Annotated in this window: 27 protein-coding genes; 10 read left to right on the top strand and 17 right to left on the bottom strand. The window is 43.1% G+C overall.

Annotated elements, in window-relative coordinates:
- Window positions 1-7: 7 nt before the first annotated feature.
- From E7Z59_RS07490 to rpsF, 4 genes are all read right to left on the bottom strand, one after another.
- Window positions 8-3196: a TonB-dependent receptor gene (locus E7Z59_RS07490; protein WP_136335701.1), complete on the bottom strand. Its 3189-nt coding sequence runs from the start codon at window positions 3194-3196 to the stop codon at window positions 8-10.
- Between the two features lie 104 nt (window positions 3197-3300).
- Window positions 3301-3756, bottom strand: coding sequence for a 50S ribosomal protein L9 (gene rplI / locus E7Z59_RS07485; RefSeq protein ID WP_136335700.1), 456 nt, complete (start codon window positions 3754-3756; stop codon window positions 3301-3303).
- Between the two features lie 13 nt (window positions 3757-3769).
- Complete coding sequence (gene rpsR / locus E7Z59_RS07480; protein ID WP_199287181.1) at window positions 3770-4069, bottom strand: 30S ribosomal protein S18; 300 nt, start codon at window positions 4067-4069, stop codon at window positions 3770-3772.
- 1 nt (window position 4070) lies between these two features.
- The gene (gene rpsF / locus E7Z59_RS07475; RefSeq protein ID WP_136335698.1) at window positions 4071-4409 is read right to left on the bottom strand and encodes a 30S ribosomal protein S6; all 339 of its coding nucleotides are present in this window, start codon (window positions 4407-4409) and stop codon (window positions 4071-4073) included.
- 207 nt (window positions 4410-4616) lie between these two features.
- On the opposite strand from rpsF, the gene E7Z59_RS07470 reads away from it, so the two are divergent.
- Window positions 4617-5306: a LytR/AlgR family response regulator transcription factor gene (locus E7Z59_RS07470; protein WP_136335697.1), complete on the top strand. Its 690-nt coding sequence runs from the start codon at window positions 4617-4619 to the stop codon at window positions 5304-5306.
- Between the two features lie 19 nt (window positions 5307-5325).
- On the opposite strand, the gene priA is transcribed toward E7Z59_RS07470, so the two are convergent.
- From priA to nadC, 4 genes are read right to left on the bottom strand one after another with little or no spacing between them, the layout of a single operon-like run.
- Window positions 5326-7785, bottom strand: a complete 2460-nt coding sequence (gene priA / locus E7Z59_RS07465) for a replication restart helicase PriA (protein ID WP_136336304.1) — start codon at window positions 7783-7785, stop codon at window positions 5326-5328.
- Between the two features lie 43 nt (window positions 7786-7828).
- Window positions 7829-8269 carry a DUF2147 domain-containing protein gene (locus E7Z59_RS07460; protein ID WP_136335696.1) on the bottom strand — a complete coding sequence of 147 codons (441 nt, stop codon included), beginning with the start codon at window positions 8267-8269 and terminating at the stop codon, window positions 7829-7831.
- A 6-nt stretch (window positions 8270-8275) separates the two neighbouring features.
- On the bottom strand, window positions 8276-9190 hold the full coding sequence (locus E7Z59_RS07455) for a YihY/virulence factor BrkB family protein (protein WP_136335695.1): 915 nt from the start codon (window positions 9188-9190) through the stop codon (window positions 8276-8278).
- A gap of 1 nt (window position 9191) precedes the next feature.
- Window positions 9192-10049 carry a carboxylating nicotinate-nucleotide diphosphorylase gene (nadC, locus tag E7Z59_RS07450; RefSeq protein WP_136335694.1) on the bottom strand — a complete coding sequence of 286 codons (858 nt, stop codon included), beginning with the start codon at window positions 10047-10049 and terminating at the stop codon, window positions 9192-9194.
- Window positions 10050-10163: 114 nt separating this feature from the next.
- On the opposite strand from nadC, the gene rlmH reads away from it, so the two are divergent.
- The 5 genes from rlmH (at window position 10164) to E7Z59_RS07425 (ending at window position 15814) form a co-directional block, all read left to right on the top strand.
- Window positions 10164-10637: a 23S rRNA (pseudouridine(1915)-N(3))-methyltransferase RlmH gene (rlmH, locus tag E7Z59_RS07445; protein WP_136335693.1), complete on the top strand. Its 474-nt coding sequence runs from the start codon at window positions 10164-10166 to the stop codon at window positions 10635-10637.
- 22 nt (window positions 10638-10659) lie between these two features.
- The gene (locus E7Z59_RS07440) at window positions 10660-11232 is read left to right on the top strand and encodes a non-canonical purine NTP diphosphatase (protein ID WP_136335692.1); all 573 of its coding nucleotides are present in this window, start codon (window positions 10660-10662) and stop codon (window positions 11230-11232) included.
- A 146-nt stretch (window positions 11233-11378) separates the two neighbouring features.
- A complete protein-coding gene (locus tag E7Z59_RS07435) occupies window positions 11379-13112 on the top strand; it encodes a DEAD/DEAH box helicase (RefSeq protein ID WP_136335691.1) in 1734 nt (577 codons plus the stop codon).
- A 234-nt stretch (window positions 13113-13346) separates the two neighbouring features.
- Window positions 13347-14108 (top strand): carboxypeptidase-like regulatory domain-containing protein, encoded by a 762-nt coding sequence (locus tag E7Z59_RS07430; RefSeq protein ID WP_136335690.1) that lies wholly within the window; start codon window positions 13347-13349, stop codon window positions 14106-14108.
- A 41-nt stretch (window positions 14109-14149) separates the two neighbouring features.
- A complete protein-coding gene (locus E7Z59_RS07425; protein ID WP_136335689.1) occupies window positions 14150-15814 on the top strand; it encodes an alpha-amylase family glycosyl hydrolase in 1665 nt (554 codons plus the stop codon).
- Here E7Z59_RS07425 and E7Z59_RS07420 read toward each other — a convergent pair.
- Genes E7Z59_RS07420 through E7Z59_RS07410 form a run of 3 tightly spaced genes read right to left on the bottom strand, consistent with a single transcriptional unit; the run spans window position 15811 to window position 17426 of the window.
- A complete protein-coding gene (locus tag E7Z59_RS07420; RefSeq protein WP_136335688.1) occupies window positions 15811-16173 on the bottom strand; it encodes a VOC family protein in 363 nt (120 codons plus the stop codon). The genes E7Z59_RS07425 and E7Z59_RS07420 overlap by 4 nt on opposite strands.
- A gap of 1 nt (window position 16174) precedes the next feature.
- On the bottom strand, window positions 16175-16705 hold the full coding sequence (locus tag E7Z59_RS07415; protein WP_136335687.1) for an SRPBCC family protein: 531 nt from the start codon (window positions 16703-16705) through the stop codon (window positions 16175-16177).
- A 55-nt stretch (window positions 16706-16760) separates the two neighbouring features.
- On the bottom strand, window positions 16761-17426 hold the full coding sequence (locus E7Z59_RS07410; protein WP_136335686.1) for a TrmH family RNA methyltransferase: 666 nt from the start codon (window positions 17424-17426) through the stop codon (window positions 16761-16763).
- A 99-nt stretch (window positions 17427-17525) separates the two neighbouring features.
- On the opposite strand from E7Z59_RS07410, the gene E7Z59_RS07405 reads away from it, so the two are divergent.
- Entirely contained in the window at window positions 17526-18212 is a 687-nt protein-coding gene (locus E7Z59_RS07405; RefSeq protein ID WP_136335685.1) for an SIR2 family NAD-dependent protein deacylase, read from the top strand.
- Here E7Z59_RS07405 and E7Z59_RS07400 read toward each other — a convergent pair.
- The gene (locus tag E7Z59_RS07400; protein WP_136335684.1) at window positions 18181-18654 is read right to left on the bottom strand and encodes a heme-binding domain-containing protein; all 474 of its coding nucleotides are present in this window, start codon (window positions 18652-18654) and stop codon (window positions 18181-18183) included. The two genes, E7Z59_RS07405 and E7Z59_RS07400, sit on opposite strands and share 32 nt — an antisense overlap.
- A gap of 45 nt (window positions 18655-18699) precedes the next feature.
- Here E7Z59_RS07400 and E7Z59_RS07395 point away from each other — a divergent pair, with 45 nt between their 5' ends.
- Window positions 18700-19257, top strand: a complete 558-nt coding sequence (locus E7Z59_RS07395) for a hypothetical protein (protein WP_136335683.1) — start codon at window positions 18700-18702, stop codon at window positions 19255-19257.
- 105 nt (window positions 19258-19362) lie between these two features.
- On the top strand, window positions 19363-20706 hold the full coding sequence (purB, locus tag E7Z59_RS07390; protein WP_136335682.1) for an adenylosuccinate lyase: 1344 nt from the start codon (window positions 19363-19365) through the stop codon (window positions 20704-20706).
- A 63-nt stretch (window positions 20707-20769) separates the two neighbouring features.
- Here the strand turns inward: purB and E7Z59_RS07385 are convergent, their stop codons facing one another.
- Genes E7Z59_RS07385 through E7Z59_RS07370 form a run of 4 tightly spaced genes read right to left on the bottom strand, consistent with a single transcriptional unit; the run spans window position 20770 to window position 22898 of the window.
- The gene (locus E7Z59_RS07385; protein WP_136335681.1) at window positions 20770-21315 is read right to left on the bottom strand and encodes a DUF4252 domain-containing protein; all 546 of its coding nucleotides are present in this window, start codon (window positions 21313-21315) and stop codon (window positions 20770-20772) included.
- 52 nt (window positions 21316-21367) lie between these two features.
- Window positions 21368-21928 (bottom strand): DUF4252 domain-containing protein, encoded by a 561-nt coding sequence (locus E7Z59_RS07380; protein ID WP_136335680.1) that lies wholly within the window; start codon window positions 21926-21928, stop codon window positions 21368-21370.
- A gap of 15 nt (window positions 21929-21943) precedes the next feature.
- Complete coding sequence (locus tag E7Z59_RS07375; protein WP_136335679.1) at window positions 21944-22402, bottom strand: hypothetical protein; 459 nt, start codon at window positions 22400-22402, stop codon at window positions 21944-21946.
- Window positions 22389-22898 (bottom strand): RNA polymerase sigma factor, encoded by a 510-nt coding sequence (locus tag E7Z59_RS07370; RefSeq protein WP_136335678.1) that lies wholly within the window; start codon window positions 22896-22898, stop codon window positions 22389-22391. Before E7Z59_RS07370 ends, E7Z59_RS07375 begins: the two co-directional genes overlap by 14 nt.
- A 157-nt stretch (window positions 22899-23055) precedes the next feature.
- Between E7Z59_RS07370 and E7Z59_RS07365 the strand changes: the two genes are divergently transcribed.
- Entirely contained in the window at window positions 23056-24576 is a 1521-nt protein-coding gene (locus E7Z59_RS07365) for a S41 family peptidase (protein ID WP_136335677.1), read from the top strand.
- Window positions 24577-24659: 83 nt separating this feature from the next.
- Here the strand turns inward: E7Z59_RS07365 and E7Z59_RS07360 are convergent, their stop codons facing one another.
- Window positions 24660-25184: a hypothetical protein gene (locus E7Z59_RS07360; protein WP_136335676.1), complete on the bottom strand. Its 525-nt coding sequence runs from the start codon at window positions 25182-25184 to the stop codon at window positions 24660-24662.
- Window positions 25185-25307 lie beyond the last annotated feature (123 nt).

The following is a 25307-nucleotide window of genomic DNA, read 5'->3' as shown; positions in this document are numbered from 1 at the left end:
TATCTGATTAGTTAAAGATGTATCTCAAACCAATCTGTGCCTGCCATCTTGAAATAACGTCAGAAAGCGGACTAAATGTATTTGTAAGCGATGGGTTAAAAGAATATACCGGTTCATTCTGATCGTTGAAATTAACTGATACAGGTTGAACATTGTTCGGTATCTGAACAACACCCCAGTCAGAATTGAGCAGGTTTCCGAAGTTCAGGATATCCATACTTAACTGAATCGTATTGGTTTTATCTCCACCCACTTTGAAGTTGTAATCCTGAAGGATCTTAATATCCCAACGGCTTCTCCATGGCGCAATCGCAGCATAACGCTCTGCATACTGTCCTCGGTTCTCGCTCAGGTAATCATCCTGTTGGATATAAGCTTCAAAGGCCTGACGATCTGCATCGCTGCTGAAGTTCATCTGCCCGAGCTCACCCTGAGTAGGGATATACAACAGGTCATTAAAGTTAGAACCATCATTGTTAATGTCTCCCCCGTAGGTATAGTTAAAACGACCTCCCTGGGCATATTCTCCGAATAAGGAGATGGTAGTTCCCCAACGGTCACCTCCGTATTTGAACTGCTTGGAGAAAACCCCAATGAAACGGTGGGTATCTCCATATTTAGAGAATCCTAAAATATCGTTATTGGCATTACCTGATACCGGGTTTCCAACAAATGCATCTCCGGTGATCTCAGCCTCAATTGAGTTTACGTCTTTAGCATTCAGGTAAGAATAAGCAAGACTTGTGTAAAGTCCGTTGTTGAAATTCTTCTGAGCCTTAAAGGTGGCGTTCCAGATACGACCTTTATCAGAGTTCGTAAATACATAGGCACTCGTTGGTCCTCCAAAAAGTTGAGCCTTATCACTGTCCAGGTACACCGGTCTGTTATCTACACCTTGCAGTGTTCCGCTTGGTGTGTTAAGTCCCCAGTTCTGTACGTGAGCTGCATTCAGGTCTTTGGTATAAGACAGGTCGGTGGTCAGGATCAATCCGTTATCAAATCGGTAGTCTGCGCCAAGGCTGTTTCTCCAAACCTGTGGCCACTTAAAGTCAGGATCTACTACCTGGTAGAAGAAGAAATCGACTCCCTGAACCTGGTTTCCTAACCACACGAATGGGAATCTACCGGTAAACACACCCGAACCTCCGCGAACTTTAAAGGAGTTATCTCCTTTAACATCCCAGTTAAAACCAAGTCGTGGTGAAATCAGGATATCGCTGCTTGGCAATTCCAGAGAGTTCAAGTTGGTTGCTTCTCCGGTTTCCGGATCAAAATAAACGACATCAGGCTGATAGGTTCCGGTACCGGGACCTCCTTTACGGTCGATATTTTCCTGGATCTTATCTTTGGTATCAAAGTAAAGCGGCTTGTCAAAGCGAACCCCTGCGGTTACTTTGAAATCGTCTGTTACGTTCCACTCATCCTGCAGGTAAAAGGCCAGCTGCCCCACGTTGGTCTCTGCTAGTGCCCATCCTCCGGGATTTCCGGTTCCGGCAGCCTCAGAGCTCGCAGCCGTGCTGATAGCGTTGTCAAACTGAGTTTGCATACTTCCGTCAGCTACCTGGGCAAGGAAATCGGCTACAGAACCCGCTGTTGGGAAGAATACCCCCGCAGCTCCGTAAGTACCCAGGTTGAACGAATTGTCAAATTCGAACTTTTCGAAAGCAAATCCGGTAGTGATCGTATGATCGCCAATAAAGAAGTTCAGGTTATCAGTGATCTGGAATACCTTCTGATCAAGTCGGTTATTGATCGAGAAAGGTTCATGACCGGCAATGATATAATTACTACCACCTTCCTGTATAGAGATACTCGGAGCAGGGGTAGACAGTGGGTTTCGGAAATCGTCAAAATGCGTATATCCAACCTGCAGTTTATTCACTGCTTGATCAGAAAGAGTGGAGTTTAATTCGATCTGGATAGATTGAATGTTGTTGTTGATCTGGTATCCTGCATTTTCAAACTGCAGGGTATTGGTATTCGGCCCACGGAATCCAAGTGCAGAAGGGTGAGCAGGCTTCTCTTTAGAAGCATTCAGGAAGTTATAGATAACAGCAAGTCGGTTGTTATCATTAATGTTCCAGTCTAATTTGAAGATACCTTTAGTAGACTCGGCTCCAAAGGTAAATCCTTCATAACGACCCGGGTTATAAAAAATATCATTTCCGTTCTCGTCCTGTCCGATCACGATGGTTCCCAAAGCATCCTGAACAGCGATCAGATCAGATTCGGTTACACGAGATTCGTTAATAGCTCCGCTGCCTGTGAAAGGTACAAAACCGGCAGTACCGATATCGGTTCTTTCATCACGCTCGAAGTTGGCGAAGAAGAAAAGTTTATTTTTTACAATAGGTCCTCCAAGGCTCAATCCGTACTGATTCTGTTCCAATTGAGGTTTCACCACACTTTCTCCTTTAATTTTGCCTCCGGTTAGGTCTTCATTTCTGAAGAATCCGTAAACGGTTCCATAAAATTCATTGGTACCACTTTTTGTTACGGCATTTACAGAGGCCCCGGTAAAACCGGAAAGGGTAACATCGTAAGGCGCTACAGATACCTGGATCTGCTCGATCGCATCCAGTGAGATCGGCTGAGCATCGGTCTGACCTCCGGGAGTAGCCGCATCCAGTCCGAATGGGTTATTAAATACAGCTCCATCCAAAGAGAAGTTGTTATACTGGTCATTACGTCCTCCAAAAGAGTTACCGCTGGCGGTAGGTTCCAGCCTGGTAAAGTCTTGTGCAGACCTCGAAATGGTGGGAAGTCTGGTAAGCTCTCTTCTACCCACACTGGTTTCAGCCCCTGTACGGTCTGATCCGAATTGTCCTGAACGGTCAGCGACAATTACCACCTCATCAAGCTTTTGACTGTCTTCCGTAAGCACTACATCAAAGGAAGCAGACTTACCCAAATCCAGATAAACATCGGTGATTTCCTGAGAAATAAAACCAATGTAACTTACAGTAATGGTATAGGGCCCACCTACACGGAGATTGAGGAGGTTAAATCGTCCATCAAAATTGGTGGCACCACCATAGTTAGTTCCTGTTGGGGTGTGTACAGCGACTACACTGGCACCAGGAAGGGGTTCGTTCTGTGGATCGGTAACAAGACCCTTAATATTAGAGGTCGTTACCTGTGAGAAACCAGTGGCACTAAAAACCAGTAATAGCGCCAGAAGTAATAATCTCTTCATTTTGAATTTGAATTAGTTAACTAATGAATTGTTGCGGGCAAAATTACAATAAAAAAGGCCACTCCAAAGAGTGACCTGATTTTTTTTTAAGATAAATTTATTAATTAATTTCCTTCAGCAATTACTTCAAAAGGGAAATCAACCTTAACTTCTCGGTGAAGACGAATAACAGCGTCATACTTCCCGGCAACCTTAACATTACCTCCGAAAATGCTGATAAACTTCTTATCGATATCTATATTTCCTTCTTTCTGGATAGCTTCAGAAAGGTCTGCATTACTTACAGAACCGAACAGTTTATTTCCTGATCCTGCCTTGGCAGTGATCTTAACGTCAAGCTCTTTAAGCTGCCCTGCAAGCTTCTGAGCATCTTCAATTACCTTCTTCTCTTTAAAGGCTCTTTGCTTCAGGTTTTCTGCAAGTACTTTTTTTGCAGATGGCGTAGCCAATTCAGCAAAACCTTGTGGAATAAGATAGTTTCGTCCGTAACCGTTCTTAACAGTTACCACATCGTCTTTGAACCCTAAGTTCTCTACGTCTTTCTTTAATATTAGCTCCATGGTCTGCTGTTTTTTACTTTAATAAATCTCCTACATAAGGCATTAAGGCAAGGTGACGAGCTCTTTTGATAGCGGTAGACACCTTTCTCTGATACTTCAAAGAAGTACCTGTAAGTCTTCTTGGAAGAATCTTACCTTGTTCGTTTACGAACTTCATCAGGTAATCAGGATCTTTATAGTCGATATATTTGATCCCTGCCTTTTTGAAACGGCAATATTTCTTCTGCTTGCTGGTTTCTATATTAAGCGGAGTCAGATATCTGATCTCTCCGTCTTTTTTTCCTTTAGCTTGTTGCTCTATAGATGACATAATGTTAAGCTTTTTCTTTTAGTTTTTTTCTTCTTTTCTCTGCCCACTCAATAGCGTGCTTGTCCAGTTTTACGGTCAGGTAACGCATGATGCGCTCGTCACGTCTGAATTCAAGCTCGAACGGCTCGATAGCCTCTCCGGCTACAGTGAATTCAAAAAGATGGTAAAAACCACTTTTTTTGTTTTGGATAGGGTAAGCCAGTTTCTTTAGCCCCCAATCTTCTTTAGCTACAAATTCTGCCCCCTTAGAGATTAAGAAATCTTCAAACTTCTTAACTGTTTCCTTTACCTGAGTCTCAGATAAAACGGGATTTAGAATGAAAACAGTTTCGTAATGATTCATTGTTTTACGTATTAAAATTTATTTTAAGGCTGCAAAATTACCACTTATTATTTTAATTACAAACACTTTCCCCCTTCTAATTTATCCTGGAGGGTTATACATCGGTATTCCGCTTAATTTCATCTTTTCCCCACATTTTTTTTGCAGTGCTTTTTATTTTTCATTAACATTGTAGTGTTCATAAACCCAACCACTTACCTGAGAAACATGAGAATGAATTGTATTATTGTCGATGACTCAAGTATCCAAAGAATGTCTGTGGCACGGTTGATTAGAAACCACCCTATGCTAAACCTAGTTGCTGAGTACAGCAACGCCATTGAAGCAAAAAATGGCCTGAAAAATCAGAAGGTAGAATTGATATTCCTGGATATTGAGATGCCCGTTGTAACCGGGTTCGATCTCCTGGAGTCTTTAAGTGACCCACCACAGGTAGTTTTAATTACCGGTAGTAAAGATTACGCTTTAAAAGCTTTTGACTACGATGTGACCGATTATCTTCACAAACCTATCACTCAAGACAGGTTTGATGCTGCAGTGAAACGTGCCCAGGAAAAGCACAAACTCAAAGTAGCCTCCAAAGAAGACGACGAACATATCTTTGTGAAGAGCAATCTTAAAAAGCGTAAGGTGTTTTTAAATGAGATCAATTGGGTAGAAGCCCTGGGTGACTACATTAAGTTAGTTACCGATGAGGCCAATATCGTGATCCTGTCCACCATGAAGTCTTTCGAGAAGGAACTTCCGGCAGAACGTTTTTTAAGGATTCACAAATCTTATATTGTGAATCTTGATAAGGTTGAAAAATTCAACTCTAAGAGCGTGGAAGTTAACGGAAAGAAGATCCCCTTGAGTCGCAACAAAAAACAAGAGCTTGCGGACGCCTTAAGTAACTAAAAATTGAAATGCGTATTGATTAATAATTATCTACGTTAAAAATTATCCTTACATTACGGAAATTGGCAATAGCTTCGTAGCTGTTGCCAATTTTTTTTAGCCTTGCTTTTACCTGTTTCAAGCCTGCCTTCTGCGGTATTTTCACAATAATATGCTTATGATACTGGTTGCGGATCCTTGATACCGGAGGAAATTCAGGCCCCAATACCTCTACTCCCGTTCCTTTAAAACTGTTTCGAAGGCCTTTAGCATACCACTCGCTACCTTCATTTACACGGTTGTAATCCCTTCCCCTGAAAACGATCTTTATCAACCTGTAGAAGGGAGGATAATGAAACAGACGCCTCTCATTCAACTGATCCCCGACCATATCGTGATATTGGTTCATAGAGGTTTGTTGCAGGATCTGATGCAGGGGGTCGTAGGTTTGAATGATCACCTTCCCCCTTTCTTTACTTCTTCCTGCACGGCCGGCTACCTGCTGCAATAATTGATAAGTTCTTTCATGCGCCCTGAAATCAGGATAATTCAACAAGCTGTCTGCCTGCAATACCCCCACCAATTTAACATTTGCAAAATCAAGCCCTTTGGTCACCATCTGGGTTCCGATGAGAATATCAAATTCCCGCTGCTCGAATTTGGTGATGATCTTTTCATGACCGTGTTTGCCCCGGGTGGTATCAGAATCCATCCTGCCGATTTGATGATCAGGAAATAGTTCTTTTAATTCTACCTCGACCTGCTCTGTTCCGAAGCCTTTGGTATCTGTTTCCGAACTACCACAGGCAAGACAGCTGAGCTGCATGGCCATATGATAGCCGCAATAGTGGCAACGCAGTTGATTTTTATACTTATGATAGGTGAGACTAACGTCACAATTAGGACACTGAGGAGCGTGACCACAGGTATTACATTCCAAAATCGGTGCAAATCCTCTTCGGTTCTGAAACAGTATGATCTGCCCTTTTTCTTCCAGACACTCCTGCATTTCTTCCAGGAGCCGGTCTGAAAAATGACCTTGCATGCGTTTTTTTCGATACTTGTCCTTAATATCTACCAATTCGATATCAGGCATAAGTACATCACCATGTCGTCTTGTAATTTCCGCCAGCCCGTATTTGCCCGTACCGGCATTATAATAGGTCTCCAGAGATGGGGTGGCAGAACCCAGCAAGACTTTAGCGCCATGCTGCATACCCAATACAATGGCAGCATCCCTGGCATGATATCTCGGTGCCGGATCAAACTGTTTGAACGACACCTCATGTTCCTCATCTACAATGACAAGACCCAGGTTCGAAAAAGGAAGCAACATGGCCGACCTTGCCCCTAAAACGACCCTGGCTTTTTCTCCTGCATCCAGAATATGACCCCAGATCTCAACCCTCTCATTAACACTGTAACGGGAATGATACACCCCCACCTTCTCTCCGAAGTAATCTTTCAGGCGGGAAATAAGCTGGGTGGTTAATGCGATCTCAGGCAAGAGGTATAACACCTGCTCTCCCCGCTCAAGCGCCTCCTCAATAAGCTTTACATACACTTCTGTTTTTCCCGAAGCCGTAACTCCATGCAACAGCACCACATCCTTCTCCTCAAACTGCTCCCTGATGGATACAAGGGCTTTTTCCTGATATGGATTTAATTGCTTCGAATCTTTCTCTTCCTGACCTTCGTGCTGAATACGGTCCTGCTTCAGATGGTAGTCTTCCAGGATCTCTTTATCTATTAAGGTCTTGATCACCGAGGAGTTGATCCCCGAAGCCTCCTTTAATTTCTTAACCGTAACAAGCGCTCCCCCGGCAGATAACTGAAACAGGTGAAGTAAGGCCTCTTTTTGTTTTGGAGCCCTTCCCAGTTCATCCAGCAAGCCAGCAAGTACCTCATCTGCCTCATACTCTTTTTTCAACCGGATGTACCTGACGAGTTTAGGCTTATACTGCTCGTAAACCTCTTCCTGAACATGAATAACCCCCTTATCTATCAGGCGCTTCAATACCGGAAGCACATGCTTACGGTCTATAATAGACGATACCTCCTGAACCTTAAGAACAGACTGATGCTGCAAGGCCTCGTAAACCAGCCACTCATCATCCTTTAATGCAGATTCGTTTCCGGAGTAATCATCCCTGCGAACCACCAGAGTTTCACTCTCAAGTAATAAGGCAGGCGGAATTGCAGCCCTGAAGACCTCTCCCAGGGTACACATATAGTATTCTGAGATCCACTCCCAGTGCCGCAACTGTTGTCCGGTCACCAGGGGTGTATCGTCGAGGATCTGATCCACCGGCTTAGCTTCATAGCGTTCAGGCTGTATTTGGTGTACCTTGTACACCAAACCGGTATAGACCTTGTTTTTCCCAAAGGGAACAGCCACCCGAAAGCCTGGCTTCAGCAAAGAAGCCTGCTCCTCAGTGATCTCATAAGTGAACGTATTAGCTAAGGGGATGGGTAGAATTACATCGGTAAACCACGACATCATGAAAAGGTGATTCAGGTATTTTTCTTATTCAGCTCAGGAATTACTTCACCCTAAACCATTCCTGGGTGCGAAACAAGAAAGCTATATAACCTCTAACATTGAGCTTATTGTTGTTATCTTCGTCAACCCAGATCTTACATTTGTATTCTTTTCCTTTATTAGGGTCGAGAATTGTTCCACCCTCATAGGCATCATCTTCCTTCTCCAGCCCTTCAATGATCACCATACCAAGAATAGGTTTGTCTTTATTCTCACCATCACATTCAGTACATTTTGCATCCTGTCTGTCTTTATTCAGGATCTCAACGATCTTGCCATATACCTGGCCTCCTTCTTCATAGATCTCAACGATAGACTTCGGATCTCCGGTTTCGTCATCTATGGTTTTCCATTTTCCAAAAACACTTTGTGCGTTAGCAGAGGCCAATCCTCCGATAAACAATCCTAAACACAACAAACTGCTGAATACTCTTTTTTTCATAACGTTTTAATCAATTTTACTTTTTAGGGTTCTAAGTACTGCATTCAACTCATATCCCAGAAGAAGCAGGTTAGCATTTAGCCAAATATATAGCATTAATATGAGTAAGGCACCTATAGATCCATATAACTCATTATACATGGCAAAGTACTCTATGTAAATTCCAAAAAGAAAAGTAGTAATCACCGATAATATAGTTGTCATCAGCGCACCTGCCGAGAAAAAAGGCGACTCTTTCCCTTCTGTGGTACCATAATAATATAGGGTGGCCGTAAGAATATAGGATATAAATATAAAAAACAAGGCCTTGGCCACCTGTATACCGATCACTCCGCTTCCACCCTCCAGGGGTTCAACAATACGCAGGTATTGAAGATAAACAAACCCGATCACTGCAAACAGCAAAATAAACGATAACAGCAATGCCACCCCCACAGAAACCATATACTGTCGTATCAGTTTTCTGTTAATTTGAGTATGGTAAGACGATTCAAAGCCATCAAAAATGGCACTCACCCCATTCCCCATCAGAAACACCGATAAAAAAAAGGTCGATGAAAGCAAGCCTCCCCGTTGATTATGAATAATGTCTTTTATAATATTATCAAAATAAGCAACCGTTTTTGGAGGCAACAGACTTTCGATAAGATCCAGAAATTCCACTTGAAAATCAGGAATAGGAACATAGGGCAGGAGGTTGAGAATAAACAGTAAAAATGGAAACAAGGCCATAAAAAAACTGAACGAAATAGCACTGGCCCGGTAGGTCAGGGCTCCCTGAACTATACCTCTCACATATAACTCCATCAGATCATACAGAGCCAGCCCTTCAAAGCCGGGAAGCTTCATGCTCCGCATAAAACTTACCACCGAGCTCACCACCGGCAGATTCAATATTTTCTCTTCCAGGGTGCCTGCCATCTTATATTGCTTTTAAACTCAGGTCCAAATTATGAACCGAATGCGTTAGTGCACCCGATGAGATATAATCTACACCACATTCTGCATATTTTTTAAGGGTATTTTCATTAATACCTCCCGAAGATTCGGTCTGGCATTTACCTCCTATCAGAGCCACCGCAGCCCTGGTGTCTTCATAACTGAAATTATCAAGCAAGACCCTGTAAACACCCTCTGACCTGATAATTTCCTTAACCTCTTCCAGGTCTCTCGCCTCCACGATTATTTTAAGATGCTTTTGATGCTCTTCAAGATAATTCCTGGTTTTTTCGATGGCCCGGGTGATGCCTCCGGCAAAATCGATGTGATTGTCTTTCAACATGATCATATCATAAAGGGCAAACCGGTGGTTCTCTCCGCCCCCAATTTTAACGGCCCATTTTTCCAGGGCACGAATTCCGGGGGTGGTTTTCCTGGTATCCAGCACCTTGGTATCTGTTCCCTGCAGTATATTTACATATTTTCGGGTCTTTGTAGCCACGGCACTCATGCGCTGCATGGCGTTCAGCACCAGGCGCTCTGCCTTCAAAATAGACTGAGACCTCCCCTCCACATAAAAAACAACATCTCCGTATTTTACGGGTTCTCCATCTCCTATTAATTCCTTGATATGCAGATCAGGATCTACCGCCCGGAATACCTCTTTGGCAAACTCAACACCTGCAATGATCCCCTTGTCTTTTACCAGGAGCTTGGCAGCACCTGTTGCTTCAGCAGGAATACAGGCCAGAGAGCTATGGTCGCCATCGCCAACATCCTCTCTCAGGGCATTAGCTATAATAAGTTGTATTTCTTTATCAAACTGTTCTTTTGATATCATACGGGAAGTTTTACGCTAATTTATTAAAATTTGCACCGACAACTCCCATCTCTTCCCACATCTTTCTCACCATGGTGTGTAAACTTCTCACTTTTTAGTTAATACCTTTGTAAGATGAAAATCAAATTGATCACCATAGGTAAAACAGACCGACAAGAGATCAAAGCATTGCAAGACCTCTACACCCAACGACTGGAACGCTATGTGAATTTTGTCGAACTGAATATTCCCGACCTTAAAAACACCCGGAAACTTACCGAAGCCCAGCAAAAAGATAAAGAGGGGACTCTTATTTTAAAAGAATTACAACCGGGCGACAAACTGGTTTTACTTGATGAAAATGGCAAAATGTTTACTTCTGTAGGATTTTCCGACTATCTTCAAAAAGAAATGAACTCCGGACTAAAGCAATTGGTATTCGTTATTGGCGGTCCCTATGGCTTTTCAGAAGAAGTATACCGCAAAGCCCAGGGTAAGATCAGCCTGAGTAAGATGACCTTTTCGCATCAAATGATCCGCATATTCTTTATAGAACAATTATATCGGGGCTTTACTATTTTAAAAAATGAACCCTATCACCACCGTTAACAACGTAAAAACATCATCCTTCATGAAACTTGTATTTGCTACCCACAATAAGAATAAACTAAAAGAAGTAAAGGCTTTATTACCCAAACATATTGAGATCTTAAGCCTGGACGATATAGGCTGCCATGAAGAGATCCCTGAAGAGGCCGATACCATAGAGGAAAACGCCATTGGCAAGGCCAATTACATCAGAGATCAATATGGGTACAATTGTTTTGCCGATGACACAGGCCTGGAGGTTAAAGCTCTTAAAGGGGCTCCCGGGGTATACAGCGCCCGTTATGCGGGGCCTGAGAAGAATGACCAAAGCAACGTGAAGAAGCTCTTAAAGGACCTGGAAGACAAAGACGACAGAACTGCCAGGTTTAAAACCGTGATTGCCCTTAACCTGGAAAACGAAAAAATACTGTTTCAGGGAATCGCCAAAGGTGAGATCACCACCGCACCTAAAGGCGACAAAGGGTTTGGGTATGACCCCGTCTTTAAACCTGAAGGTTTTGAAAAGACATTTGCCGAATTACCCCTGTCGGAAAAGAATAAAATAAGCCATAGGGCGAAGGCCATGAAACAGCTCATTGATTATTTCAGATCCTGAAACACTCCTAGGTGATCAACAGCGGCTTCAGCCTGAACATCTTAGCGAAATCACAACACCGCATTGGCACACGGATAAAAAAAACTGATTTACAGGCAATTATCCGTTATTAAAAACTACCTTTGCGGCCAATTTTAAATAACCGTATGAATACATTCGAACAATTAGGACTTAATGAAGCGCTGCTCAACGCCATTGGCGATATGGGGTTTGAAACCCCGTCGGAAGTACAGGAAAAGGCGATTCCGGTCCTATTAGATCAAGACACCGACATGGTTGCCTTGGCACAAACAGGTACAGGAAAAACAGCAGCTTTCGGATTTCCTATGATCCAAAAGATCAATGTTCAAAGTAAGACAACACAGGGACTCATCCTCTCTCCTACCAGAGAGCTCTGTCTGCAAATTACCCAGGAACTAAAACTTTATTCCAAGTACATAAAGAAACTTAATGTCGCCGCCATTTATGGGGGAGCAAGTATTACCGGGCAGGCCTCAGAAATTAAAAGAGGCGCACAGATCATCGTGGCAACCCCCGGGAGAATGAAGGATATGATCAGTCGAGGCATGGTAGATATTACCAATATCGAATACTGTGTGCTCGATGAAGCCGATGAGATGCTCAATATGGGCTTCTATGAAGACATCACTGATATTCTTTCTCACACTCCAAAAGAGAAGGCTACCTGGTTGTTTTCAGCCACCATGCCGAAAGAAGTATCCCGCATCGCTAAAAAATTCATGACCTCTCCCGTAGAGATCACCGTAGGTACCAAGAATTCAGGCTCAACCAATGTTCAGCATGAATATTACCTGGTGTCGGCCCGCGACCGTTATCCGGCCCTGAAAAGATTGGCCGATGCAAATCCGGATATATTTTCTGTGGTCTTTTGTCGCACCAAGAGAGACACTCAAAAGATCGCTGAAAAACTTATTGAGGATGGTTATAATGCAGGGGCGCTTCACGGCGACCTGAGTCAGAATCAAAGAGACATGGTCATGAAGGCCTTTCGTACCAATCAGATCCAAATGTTGGTGGCTACCGATGTTGCCGCCCGAGGGATCGATGTAGACGATGTGACCCACGTGATCAACTATCAGCTTCCCGATGAAACCGAAACCTATACCCACCGAAGTGGACGTACGGGAAGAGCCGGTAAATCAGGGATCTCCATGGTGATCATCACCAAAAGCGAACTCAAGAAGATCAAAGCCCTTGAGCGCATTATCAAACAGGAGTTTGATGAGAAAAAGATCCCGAATGCTGAAGAGATATGCGAAATTCAGCTCTATCACCTGGCCAGTAAGATCAAAAACACTGACGTTCACGATGAGGTTGAAGGATATTTACCGGCTGTAATGGACGTACTGGAAGGCCTGGATCGGGAAGAACTAATCAAAAAAATGGTTTCTGTAGAGTTTAGTCGTTTCGCAAACTACTACCAGAAAAGCCAGGATCTAAACCAGCCTGCGGCGCATCAAAGAGCGTATAGCGATGATACCGGCAGTACCAGATATTTTATCAATGTAGGGGCAAAAGACGGATACGACTGGAAGACCCTGAAAGATTTCCTGAGGGCCCAAACCGGTCTTGATCGGGACGACCTTTACAAGGTTGACGTAAAAGACAGCTTCTCATTTTTCAATACCGACACCACGCATACAGAGGAGATCCTGCAATTATTCTCTGAATTCAAAATGGATGGCAGGTTCATCAATGTAGAAGTTTCCAGCAGTCCCGGAGGTAGCGGAAGCAGTCGTGATCGCAAGAACAAGGGTAATTTTTCCGGTAAAAGAAGAAGCCAGGAAAACAAAAAGTGGGACAAGAGCAAAAACGGTAAGAAGAAAGGCAAAAAGCACAGCCAGAAGAAACACTGGTAAGCTTCAATTCTCACAGTTTTACTTAAAATGCTCTTAAAGCCCTTTTCAATATAAGGGAGTTTATTACTTTTAGGCACTTAAGAAAGCCTGCACAATGGAAAGTACAAATTGTCATATGGCATTTCCATTGGGTATGGCTTTCTTTTTATATTTTCGTAATCACAGCAGGCAGCCAAAATTGCGTACAGCATTTTAATGTCTTGCAATACAGCCGCAGAGGTAAACAAGCTTTTAATGAAAAGATTTCTTTTAATAGCAACACTATTTTTTTTCGCATCAGCTCATGCACAGGACCCGGAAACTTTAAGAGGAAAAGTGGTCAACGCAGAGAATGGGGTGCCACTCAACAACGTGCATGTGGTTAACCTGAACCAGGTGGTAGGTACCATTACCAACGAAGGCGGAAATTTTGAAATATCTGCCCAGCCCAATGACACCTTGTATTTTTCTTTTATAGGCTTTAAAACCATCCAGATCAGGGTAACCAACGATATGTTGAAGTTCCAGAATACCGAGGTGCAGCTTACCGAATTGGCGTATGCCCTGGAGCAAGTAACCATAAGACCTTTTCAACTAACCGGATACCTGGAGATCGACTCCAAGAATATCCCGGTGAACACCTCCAGGCGTTACAGTATTTCGGGGCTCGACCTGGGTTATGAAGCAGGCGACAGAAACCCCGGAGCCTTTGCACGTGCCATGGGCTCTATATTCAATCCGGCCGATCTGCTGTACAACCTCTTTGGCAGCAAACCAAAGCAAATGAAAAAGTTGCGAAAAATGAAAGAAGATGACGAAATACGTAATCTGCTTTCCTCGAAATTTGATCGACAGACCCTGGCGGCGCTTTTACAGGTGGAGAAAAATGAGATCGATGAGATCCTGAGAAATTGCAGTTATTCAGACAGTTTTATCCAAACTGCCAATGACCTTCAAATTCTCGATGCCATCAGCCAATGCTACGAAGAATACAAAGTATTGAACAGAAACAACTAACACCCTTTACACCCATAATCCGGATACCAAATCAACCTCTCATGAAATATAAAAGTGTCCTTCTAATCCTGATCAGTATTATTACTTTGAGTTGTAAATCAGAAATTAAAAAGCAATCCCTTGAAAAAAAGTCTGCAGCCACCCCTTTCTTGTGGGAGAGTGCAAACATCTATTTCATGCTTACCGACCGTTTTAACAATGGTGACCCTGCCAATGATGTCAATTTTGAGAGGAATGAAAAGGCAGGACCTCTCAGGGGGTTTGAAGGGGGTGATCTGAAAGGGATCATTCAGAAGCTGGAGGAAGGATATTTTGAAGACCTCGGCATCAACGCCATCTGGTTTACCCCTGTGGTAGAGCAGATTCACGGAATTACAGATGAAGGTACCGGCCCTACGTATGCCTATCACGGGTATTGGGCCAAAGACTGGACAACACTTGACCCTAATTTCGGAACCGAAGAAGACCTGGAAAAACTTATTGCCCTGGCACACAGTAAAGGCATTCGCGTACTGCTTGATGTGGTTATCAATCACACCGGCCCGGTAACCGAAAAAGATCCGGTATGGGGAGATGAATGGGTGCGAACCGATCCAGCATGTAACTTCAGCAACTACGAGGGCACCACCAGTTGTACCCTGGTAGAAAACCTGCCTGACATCAGAACCGACAGTAACGAATCGGTTGAACTTCCTGAGGCTTTAAAAGACAAATGGCAGCAAGAAGGCCGCTACGAACAGGAAGTTGCAGAACTTAACGCATTCTTTGAAAAAACTGGTCACCCAAAGGCTCCGAGGTTTTACATTATGAAATGGCTGGTTGATTTCGTGAAAAAATACGGGGTTGATGGTTTTCGTGTAGACACCGTAAAGCACACAGAAGCCTATGTATGGAGTGAACTTTGCGAACTTGCTGTTACTGCCTTTAAGGAATGGAAAACAGAGCATCCTGACGAAGTACTTGACGATAATGAGTTCTATATGGTGGGAGAAGTGTACAATTACAATATTTCTTCCGGAAGGTGGTTTGACTATGGCGATAAAAAGGTTGACTTTTTTGATAACGGTTTTAAGAGTCTGATCAACTTTGAATTCAAAAGTGACGCTCAGAATTCGTACGAAGAGATCTTCTCTAAGTATGATTCCATATTGAACGGAAGGTTAAAAAACAAGAGTGTTCTGAATTACCTTACTTCTCATGATGACGGGGCTCCTTTCGATAAAAAAAGAGAAAGATCCTTGGAAGCAGCGACAAAGTTATTACTCGCTCCCGGGGCCTCTCAGGTGTATTACGGAGATGAATCGGCCCGCCCGCTTGAAATAAAAGGCGCTCAGGGAGATGCCAATCTTAGGTCATTTATGAACTGGGAAGATCTGAAGAACAATAAGAACATACAACAGTTGCACGCTCACTGGCAGAAGCTGGGAACATTCAGAAGAGACCATCCTGCTGTAGGTGCCGGGAAACACCTAATGATCTCTAAGGCACCTTATATTTTTTCAAGAACTCTGAAGGCAGGAAATTTTAAAGAAAGAGTGGTTGTAGGACTCGATATGAAACCCGGAAGCAAAACCCTGCTTATAGGCAACAGTTTTGAGGAAGGCAGCCTTCTCAAAGACCACTATTCCGGAAAAACCGCCAAGATCCAAAATGGAAGGGTAACGATTGACAGTCCGTTTAAAATCGTATTATTATACCAACCTTAGTGGTTGGAATGCAAGGCTATTCTATTACCTTCTGAGTCTATAAACACACCCATAAAGCCATATTCTTCAGAGATCATGGTTCTGGGCTGGTAAACAGATCCGCCTGCTTTTTCCACCCTGTCCAGAACAGCATTAATATCGCTACAGGAAAGATAGACCAGCACCCCTTCTTTACTCGGTATGTAAGATTCCTGCTGAATCAGGCTGCCCGAGGCTACTCCCTTTTCTGAAGCCTCCGGAAACCAGGCCATCTTTAAGCCGTTTATATCATGCAGCCCTATGGTAATCTGCAATACCTCTTCATAAAATGCCTTGGCACGCTCAATATCAGCCGTGGGTATTTCAAACCATGTCACCATATTATTTTGTTTCTAAATGATTCTTTAAATTTTGCAAACCATGGTCAAAGTCCTTCCCTATGGCCTTATCCATATTCATAAACAGCATCATGATATTCACCGGGAACTTATTCTCACCCGAAAACCCCCAGGTTACCCTGCTGCGATGTTCATTAACTTCAACCACTCTAATATAGGCGTCAGATTCTGATCTGAAGGGTTTAAAGAACCTTAAATGGGTTTCAAGCTGCTTACCCTCAACCACCTTCATGATCTCCTGTTCACCCTCTCCTACTTCCTTATTACCCTTCCAGCTGCTTATGGCTCCTACTTCGCCATCAGTGCCTGTAAACTCCTTTTCCATATCAGGATCTTTTGCTGCCCAAGGCGACCATTCATCCTGGTTTTTCAGGTATTTCACATAATTAAACACCTCTGCAGAGGGTTTTCTGATATCGATACTACGGCTTACATGGTAACTTTTAGGGGCCGCAAAATTTAGGATTAGAACAACTAAAGCAAGGCCCGCAACGAGATAGAGCAAGATCTCCATGAAGTGAATGTTAATGGTTGGTTACCAGTAAATTTAGTAAAAATATCCTACGACTTTACTGTTTATCCACTACCTGCTTTTCGAAACGTGAAAGCACATCGTCAATACTTCTTACCGACTTTTTAGTCCAATCCAAACGAAGCTCCATCAATTCTTCTTCCTTGAGTTTCCAATCCATATCCGAAGCTCTTAAACGGGTAGTAATATGCTGGAGAATGATAGCCGCAGATACTGAAATATTGAGGCTTTCGGTAAAACCGAACATAGGGATGCAGAGTCGTTCATCTGCCGCTTCCAATACTTCCTCACTGAGCCCTTCTTTCTCTGTTCCGAAAAAGAATACGGTTGGTTGTTCAATATCCAGATCAAAAAGGTTACAGGTAGCCTGGTGAGGGGTGGTAGCAACAATACGATACCCTTGATCTTTTAATTTAACAATACAGGATCGGGTGGATTGATAGCGATGTACGCTCACCCATTTCTGTGCCCCCATGGCGATATTCTTATCGAGTCGTTTACCAAAACGCTCTTCAATAATATGTGCATCCTGGACCCCGAAAATATCACAACTCCTGATCACCGCACTGGTATTATGCACCTGAAAAACATCTTGAATGGCTACTGTTATATGGCGGGTGCGGTACTGTAATATTTCCTCAAACCGCTGTTTGCGTTCAGGAGTTATAAATGCTTCCAGATATTTCAGTAATTCCATTGACATATTGAATGCTTTACATGCTAAACTAAATATTTTTAAATAAATTGAGCACCCCACTATGTACGGGCTGGTATTGCCTGTATCCATAAAATGACATTCACGATGAAAAAACTTGTAGTGCTTACCGGCGCCGGGATCAGTGCAGAGAGCGGACTTAAAACCTTTAGAGATGCCGGTGGACTCTGGGAGGGACATGATGTAATGGAGGTAGCTTCGCCCCGGGGTTGGCAAAATGATCCTGAACTTGTTCTGGACTTTTATAACCAGCGAAGAAGACAACTCCTGGAAACCACCCCTAATACAGCACATAAGGCTATTGCTGCCGCACAAGAACACTTTGATGTTACCATTATCACCCAGAACATAGACGACCTGCATGAGCGAGCGGGGAGCAAACAAGTGATTCACCTTCATGGGGAGTTGTTAAAGGTTCGCTCCAGTGAATATGATCATTTGATATATCCCTGGGAAAAGGATCTTTTTATGGGTGACCTTTGCGAAAAGCAGCGACAGCTGCGACCTCATATTGTTTGGTTTGGCGAGGCTGTTCCTATGATGGAACCGGCCATTGAGGAAGTGATGCTGGCCGACCATTTACTTATTGTAGGCACCAGCATGACGGTATACCCGGCAGCAAGTCTTATGCAGTATGCACCGCAGGGTTGCCCGGTTTTCTTTGTTGATCCAAGACCCAACCTTGGGCCGGGCCTAAGGTCAGGTCTTCATATTATTAGTGAAAATGCAACAACAGGAGTTCCTATTGCACTTGAGCACCTAGCTCGTATTTAGTCTGCAACATGGCAGCCCAGGAAGTAAGAGCTTCGATCTGCTCCGCAGTCAGTTTGGCCTCGCCATGCATTAAGGTATACGACTCTAAAGGCATCTCATGTTCTTTTACTTCTTCAATAAGCTCTTCCATTTTATGTGCCTTCTTTTTAGGTGAGTAAGCATCCCATTGAGAAAAATCCAAGTGCTCCTTGCCCTCTTCAACATGATCGGCTATCCAAAAAGAAACAGGCGCTACTTCTGCGTACCACGGGTACTTGGTGTTATTGGAGTGACAATCATAACAGGCACTTTTGAGTACTACGGCCACCTCTTGGTCAGGGGCCTCTACAGCGATCAGGTCGGTTGCCGGCACCTCAGCATTCAAATTTTTCTCAGGGCGTACAAATTGCATCCCTAGAAAAACGATCAATAAGATTACAAGGGAAATTTTAACTATCTTCATCAGGTATTATTTAGATTGATTCCAAATATATAAAAAAATGCAGGTGTGCACACTGATTTGATCAAACTCCTGGAAAAAACTTCCGCCCTCAGAAATGACAGGGAGGCAGCCGCAGACTTCGTATTGCAAAATCCGAAGTACTACCCGTCACTACTGCATTGTGCCATGAGTAATGACCCAACTATCTCAAAAAAAGCCTGTTGGGTCCTGGAGATCGTTATTCTTTCTGAACCTCAGCTGCTGGATTCGCATCGCAGGTTGTTTTTCAACTTAATAAAGCATATTAAAGACGGATCAGCCCGACGCCCCCTGGCTAAGATCATTGCGCATTGGAGCGAGGAGACTATTTCTAATGAGACCCCCGGGTTTCCCACTCTCAACCGGGAAGAGATTAAAAAATTAACTGCTATCACATTTAATTGGATGCTCAATGAGCTGCCGGTGGCTGTCAAGGTGTTCAGTATGGAAGCCTTATTTCACCTGGGGAAAAAGGAAGCCTGGGTACATGAAGAACTCTTGGCTTATATTCAAAAAAACTATGAGAATGCCCAACCGGCTTTCAAGGCCCGTGCCCGGCATTTGATGCAAAAGCTAAAACAATAGGCTTTAAACCCGGGCTTGATATGAATCCCTGAAATTAAAAATGAGTTCCTTCTTAGTTTTTTCATCAAACAGGGTTAAATTTGTTGCTTCAAACTCAATAACAGCATGCAATTATCACCTTTAAACGCCATTTCACCAATTGATGGCAGGTATCGAAATAAAGTAGAAGCCCTGGCAGAATATTTTTCAGAGGAAGCTCTGATACGCTACCGGGTATTGGTAGAGATCGAATATTTCATTGCTCTTTGCGAAACCCCGTTGCCGCAACTGGAAAATTTTGACACTTCAAAATTTCCAGCCCTTCGCGCCATCTATCAAAACTTTAACAGCGAGGATGCTGAAGCGGTTAAAAAGATCGAATCAGTTACCAACCATGATGTTAAGGCTGTAGAATACTTTATCAAGGAAAAGTTTGACGCCCTGGGACTTCAGAAATCCAAAGAATTCATTCATTTCGGACTCACTTCTCAGGACATTAACAACACCTCTATCCCCCTATCAATCAAAGAGGCTGTTAACGCCGTGTATTTGCCCTCGCTAATAGAGGTGATCCAAAGACTTAAAGAACTTTCAGCAGAGTGGAAAGGGGTGGCCATGCTGGCAAGAACACATGGGCAACCTGCTTCTCCTACCCGCCTTGGCAAAGAGATCGAAGTTTTCATTAAAAGGATCGAAGAACAGTTAAAGGTGTTAGAGGTAGTACCTCATGCTGCCAAATTCGGAGGAGCCACAGGAAACTACAATGCACATAAAGTTGCCTATCCCGATATTGACTGGAAGAATTTCGGTTCTCACTTTGTTGAGACCCGACTAGGACTCACCCACTCTTTCCCGACCACCCAGATCGAACACTACGACCATATGGCCGCATTGTTTGATGCCATGAAGAGGATCAACACCATTCTTATTGATCTTGATCGTGATATATGGACCTATATCTCTATGGACTATTTCAAGCAGAAGATCAAAAAAGGAGAGGTAGGTTCTTCGGCCATGCCACATAAGGTGAATCCGATCGATTTTGAAAATTCTGAAGGTAACCTGGGTATTGCCAATGCGATCTTTGAGCACCTGTCTTCAAAACTTCCTGTTTCACGTATGCAGCGTGACCTGACAGACAGTACCGTATTAAGAAACGTTGGGGTTCCTTTTGGGCATACTATTATCGGGTTAAAAGCTACCCTGAAAGGATTGAATAAACTACTGTTGAACAAGGATAAATTCGAACAGGATTTGGAGAACAACTGGGCAGTAGTTGCCGAGGCTATTCAAACCATTTTGAGAAGAGAAGCCTACCCTAACCCTTATGAAGCCCTGAAAGGTCTCACAAGGACGAATTCAAAAATAGATCGCAACAGTATTGCTGCATTTATAGATACTCTTGAGGTCAGTGATGAGATCAAAAAGGAGTTAAAACAGATCACTCCTTCTAACTATACAGGTATTTAAGTACCATAAAAAAAGGCTCTGAAAAATCAGAGCCTTTTTTATTGATCGATGAATGTGGTTGTATTATTTCTGGTCTAAAAAACCTTTGAGGGGGCCAAGGGCACTATCATCAAGGTTTCCCTTTTGGATCACCTCTACCAGCTGCATTACATTCTCAGGACGCATATCATCTCCTAACACCCTGATTAGAGCAAATCCCTGGCTATCGTCATTACCAAAAAGGATCACTTCGTCTATACTGTCTTCATCTCCCAGGATCTTAACAACACCTTTAGCGCTGCCTGTATTGATGCGCATCAGTTCTTCATATGCATCATTCTTCAGGATGGCATTTACCGCCTCTTTTTCTCCTTCAAATTCATTTTTATTCTCCTCCGTAAGTTTAAAGGCCAGCACATTGAACTTGCGCAGTGAGTGGTAGGCTGATTTTTGTTCCGGGGTAAGGTCTATTTCTGATACATTGAGAATACTGGCAGGAATATCCACACTGATAAAGTTAGGGTCTCCTGCATTATCTACATAGTATTGTTGCAATGACGGGGTGCTGTTGCAGGCGATCAATAGCGCTCCGGCAGCCAACAATCCCATGATATTTCTGATGGTTTTCATAGTGTTTTTTACTTAAAAGATCCGGCACCAAGTGGTGTCGGATCAAGAAGGTTTATTTATTGTTTTTCTTCTGTTCTGCCTTACCAAGCTGGTCTCCTCCGGGAAGGTCCATCTTATTGGTAAGCTTAGAAATTTGGGTCAGGTCAATGTCTCCTGTAAGTGAGAGTAATACTGTTTCCAGCTTTTTCCCGTTCACTTCAATATCGGCCTTGTCTACACCGCTTACATACATCAGCAATTCTTCTACGTGGTCAGAATCTTTTCCTTCTTTAACATAAAACTTCACATTGGTTTCTCCGTCTTTTACTCTCATCAACTCTTCCATAGATGACGATTTAAGATGGCTGTTTACCCAACTGCTGATATCGTTAGAGATATTTTCCTTATCGGTAGTAAGCACCCTAAAACTGGTGATACTGTTTACAAGCTCAAAGAATTCTTTGGCATCGGGGTCTTCGGCATTCACGCTCATCTTTGCCAGGAGTTGGAACATTTTGGGTTGCATGGTCACATACGACACATCATTACTGTTCTCATACTTTTCGAAAACAGTCTGCCCAAAACCTGTAAGTGGTGCGATTGCCAGGGCTAAAACTAAAATTAACTTTTTCATGATCGTTCTTAATTTTTACTCGTTAACTAAAAATTTATTGGTTGTTCTTTCAAATTCTTTCAGGTAGGTCATTCCTTGGGTACCCTTACTGAAATTCTTTGAAAACATGGCCAGGGCCATTTGCGCTTCCTGGATCTCTTCCTGGGTATACTCTTCTTCAAGAGCAGCAAACTGGTTGCCGGAAGTGATCTGAGGTTGCTGATTAAAATAAACGCCAACCAATAATACCGCTACCGCAGCTACAGATACCCATCGCAAATAAGATCTATTTCTTCCAGGTTTTAATGGGACTTCTTTGGTATATCGTTCTTGTTTGGCAATTTGGAAATACTGGAACATTGGCCGGTATTCTTCCAGGTGCGCCGGGATCTGCTCTTGAGCAAAATACTCCTGCAATCTGGTTTCTTCGGCAATGGTGGTCTCTGCTTCCAGGTACCTTTCCAGTAATTTTTCAATGTTCTTAACCGATTCCATAGTTGTGTTTTTTTATTAATTCTTCTCTGACTGCCTTACGTGCTCTTGATAGTGCCACCCTTATTGCGGTGGGCTTCATGTCAAGCATCTCAGCGATCTCATCGTATTCGTATTGTTCTATATCTCTTAACTGCAGTACCATGCGTTGTTGTTCAGGCAGGGTATTCAGTATTTTAGTCATCCAGTTTAAACTGTCATTCACTTCCACCTGCCTCTGCAGGGAGGTATTCTCGTCTGTATAATTACTGTGCACCAGTTTCAGGTTGTTGGCTTGCTTTGACTTCAGCCTGTCCAGACAATAGTTCTTGGTCATGGTCATCGCAAATGCTTCAACACTTTTATAAGACGCTATTTTTTCGTTATTCGTCCACAACTTCAGGATGATCTCCTGGGTGGCATCTTCCGCCTCTTCCGTTGAAACAAGTAATCGTTTTGCCAGTCGGAACAACTTATCCTTAAATGGCATTACAGTATTTAAAAATTCACTTTGTTTCATTTTTGATGGTTGGTTGAAAACCTCTTTTACATCGGCTTTATACAAGGGAGACGAGGTACTTTTAGTTTTGTTACAAGAAATTTTATTTTTTTATAATGCTTGCTATTGTACTACCTTTAAACAATTGGAGAGGAATGTAACCTTTAGTTAGGATATTATGGAACATTGGCTGAGAAATTTTACGCTTTTAGGATTGATCATTTTGATTTCCGGTTGCAGTAGTGATGATGGGGTGAATACGAAAGAGCCGCCAACAGATAACGGGGTGGAACTGGAAAGTGAAGCCAACCTTTTTACCTGGAACGCCTTAAATCTTTGGTATTATTGGCAAGGAGATGTTGCCGAGCTCAACGACAACTTTGACGATAACCGTGACGAGTTTCATACCTATCTTAACAGGTTCGCCGATCCGGCCGATCTTTTTGAGAATTCCCTGAGATTCTCAGGAGACCGATTCTCTGCATATAATGAAGATTACAGAGACCTTACCGACGGGCAGCAGGGAATTTCCACCAACCACGGTTTAGAATTTGGCCTGGCAAGGTTTGCCAACAGTAATGATGTTTTTGGGTATGTACGTTACATCATCCCCAATTCAAGTGCAGCTCAAAATGATATCTCCAGGGGAGAACTCTTTACCCATGTAAACGGGGTTCAGATGAACATTAATAATTTCGAAAGCCTACTTTTTGAAAACGACAACACCTACATTCTCGGCATGGCCGATATTACCGGGCCGGGGGGAGCGGCACCTGATATTCTTCGCGAAAACGTAGCCCTGAACGGGAAGGAGGTCACCTTGACTAAAGACGACGGCCTGAGGGAAGACCCGATCTTTATAACCCGGGTCATAGAGTCGGGCGGAATTACCATTGGTTACCTTATGTACAACAGTTTTACCAGGGCCTTTGATGATGAATTGAATAATGTGTTTGCCGACTTCAGGGCACAGGGTGTTACCGAACTAATCCTTGACCTGAGGTATAACCCGGGTGGTTCTGTGAATACGGCCCGTTACCTGGCCAGCATGATCTACGGCACCAATACGGAACAACTTTTTATCAGGCAGCGATGGAACGACAAAGTAAATTCTCTATACTCTGATTCGTTTTTTGAGGATTATTTTGCGGAAACCGTTTCCACCGCAGATGGCGATTTTCCTTTGAACAGCCTGGAGCTCAACCGTGTTTTTGTGTTAACCACCCTGAGTACCGCTTCTGCCAGCGAACTTATCATTAACGGCCTTGATCCGTATATGGATGTCATTCAGATAGGAGCTACCACCACCGGAAAGAATGAGTTTTCCATCGTTCTGGTGGATAATCCAGATAACTCCTATTTATATAGTCCCGATACTGAGAACGGTATTAACCCTGATGTTTCCTGGGGCTTACAACCCACTACGGGCATCAGCGAGAATTCGGCCGGTTTTTCTGATTATGCTACGGGATTGGAACCGGAAATAGAGCAGTTTGAAGATGTGACCAATCTAGGAGTTTTGGGAGAATTAGACGAACCCTTACTGGCCAGGGCCCTGCAGGAGATCACCGGTGTTTCTGCCAAAGCAGCCTTAGAAAAGGGACAACAGATCTACATGGAGGTCATCTCGAATTCTAAAATGGGGCACCCTTTAAAAGACCGTATGTATATAGATGGGGAAAAACTAAGGTTAAATTAGGTTTCGCTACCTTCCTTCCATAGTGTCTTCCTTTTCTTTGCTACATCCTAAAAGGATCAGCGCCAGAATAAAGAGCAGCTTTTTCATAGTACGGGGGTTTTATTGTGGTTATGGTCTTCACTCTCACAGCCAAAATATTCGGTAAACCACGGCAAAAGGTATAGCGGTAGTTCTTCAGCGATCGGATATAAAGAAAACGGGGTGAACATGGCTAAAAAACGTTGAGCATCAACGTAATAAAGTTTATCATTTAAAGTCCCTATTTCCACTCTGAAGCAACCTGATAAACCTTTAGGAATAGTGCTTAACATATATTCCCATTTATCGTGCGTTAACTCGTCACATTCCACCCCATAGGCCACTTGAAGTAACTGTCTTGTCGAGTGGTACTTGTATTCTTCCGTTAGAAATTTTTCTCGGATATCAATACTATCTGGAACCAAGGTGATATCGATGTAAAGGTAGTGTTGTCTAACACTCCAATCGGGACTTGTCCAAATGGTGTCACAAATCGGGCCTGAGATAATTTCCGGTTCGTTAAACGTGTCGTCATTGCTACTGCATCCAATCAGCGTGAATAGGATTGCAAGGGTAGTGATCATCTTCATAAATCATTCGTTTTTAGGTTGTTAGCTCGAAAATACGAGCCATAAAACTGAATATCAGAATTTTATAGCCAAACTGCATAAACTTTATGTTTAGCGTGAATTTAAGCAGCTGGTCGATATATT

The sequence above is a fragment of the Robertkochia marina genome (assembly GCF_004799345.1).
Classification (GTDB): Bacteria; Bacteroidota; Bacteroidia; order Flavobacteriales; family Flavobacteriaceae; genus Robertkochia; species Robertkochia marina.
The sequence above is the reverse complement of the archived record's forward strand: the minus strand, read 5'-3'. Positions and strand labels throughout refer to the sequence as shown.

Bases quoted from the DNA above. Each gene is read 5' to 3' on its own strand.
- E7Z59_RS07490 (WP_136335701.1), bottom strand. From the start codon at position 3,196: ATGAAGAGATTATTACTTCTGGCGCTATTACTGGTTTTTAGTGCCACT.
- rplI (WP_136335700.1), bottom strand. From the start codon at position 3,756: ATGGAGCTAATATTAAAGAAAGACGTAGAGAACTTAGGGTTCAAAGAC.
- rpsF (WP_136335698.1), bottom strand. From the start codon at position 4,409: ATGAATCATTACGAAACTGTTTTCATTCTAAATCCCGTTTTATCTGAG.
- E7Z59_RS07470 (WP_136335697.1), top strand. From the start codon at position 4,617: ATGAGAATGAATTGTATTATTGTCGATGACTCAAGTATCCAAAGAATG.
- priA (WP_136336304.1), bottom strand. From the start codon at position 7,785: ATGTCGTGGTTTACCGATGTAATTCTACCCATCCCCTTAGCTAATACG.
- E7Z59_RS07460 (WP_136335696.1), bottom strand. From the start codon at position 8,269: ATGAAAAAAAGAGTATTCAGCAGTTTGTTGTGTTTAGGATTGTTTATC.
- E7Z59_RS07455 (WP_136335695.1), bottom strand. From the start codon at position 9,190: ATGGCAGGCACCCTGGAAGAGAAAATATTGAATCTGCCGGTGGTGAGC.
- nadC (WP_136335694.1), bottom strand. From the start codon at position 10,049: ATGATATCAAAAGAACAGTTTGATAAAGAAATACAACTTATTATAGCT.
- rlmH (WP_136335693.1), top strand. From the start codon at position 10,164: ATGAAAATCAAATTGATCACCATAGGTAAAACAGACCGACAAGAGATC.
- E7Z59_RS07440 (WP_136335692.1), top strand. From the start codon at position 10,660: ATGAAACTTGTATTTGCTACCCACAATAAGAATAAACTAAAAGAAGTA.
- E7Z59_RS07435 (WP_136335691.1), top strand. From the start codon at position 11,379: ATGAATACATTCGAACAATTAGGACTTAATGAAGCGCTGCTCAACGCC.
- E7Z59_RS07430 (WP_136335690.1), top strand. From the start codon at position 13,347: ATGAAAAGATTTCTTTTAATAGCAACACTATTTTTTTTCGCATCAGCT.
- E7Z59_RS07425 (WP_136335689.1), top strand. From the start codon at position 14,150: ATGAAATATAAAAGTGTCCTTCTAATCCTGATCAGTATTATTACTTTG.
- E7Z59_RS07420 (WP_136335688.1), bottom strand. From the start codon at position 16,173: ATGGTGACATGGTTTGAAATACCCACGGCTGATATTGAGCGTGCCAAG.
- E7Z59_RS07415 (WP_136335687.1), bottom strand. From the start codon at position 16,705: ATGGAGATCTTGCTCTATCTCGTTGCGGGCCTTGCTTTAGTTGTTCTA.
- E7Z59_RS07410 (WP_136335686.1), bottom strand. From the start codon at position 17,426: ATGTCAATGGAATTACTGAAATATCTGGAAGCATTTATAACTCCTGAA.
- E7Z59_RS07405 (WP_136335685.1), top strand. From the start codon at position 17,526: ATGAAAAAACTTGTAGTGCTTACCGGCGCCGGGATCAGTGCAGAGAGC.
- E7Z59_RS07400 (WP_136335684.1), bottom strand. From the start codon at position 18,654: ATGAAGATAGTTAAAATTTCCCTTGTAATCTTATTGATCGTTTTTCTA.
- purB (WP_136335682.1), top strand. From the start codon at position 19,363: ATGCAATTATCACCTTTAAACGCCATTTCACCAATTGATGGCAGGTAT.
- E7Z59_RS07385 (WP_136335681.1), bottom strand. From the start codon at position 21,315: ATGAAAACCATCAGAAATATCATGGGATTGTTGGCTGCCGGAGCGCTA.
- E7Z59_RS07380 (WP_136335680.1), bottom strand. From the start codon at position 21,928: ATGAAAAAGTTAATTTTAGTTTTAGCCCTGGCAATCGCACCACTTACA.
- E7Z59_RS07375 (WP_136335679.1), bottom strand. From the start codon at position 22,402: ATGGAATCGGTTAAGAACATTGAAAAATTACTGGAAAGGTACCTGGAA.
- E7Z59_RS07370 (WP_136335678.1), bottom strand. From the start codon at position 22,898: ATGAAACAAAGTGAATTTTTAAATACTGTAATGCCATTTAAGGATAAG.
- E7Z59_RS07365 (WP_136335677.1), top strand. From the start codon at position 23,056: ATGGAACATTGGCTGAGAAATTTTACGCTTTTAGGATTGATCATTTTG.
- E7Z59_RS07360 (WP_136335676.1), bottom strand. From the start codon at position 25,184: ATGAAGATGATCACTACCCTTGCAATCCTATTCACGCTGATTGGATGC.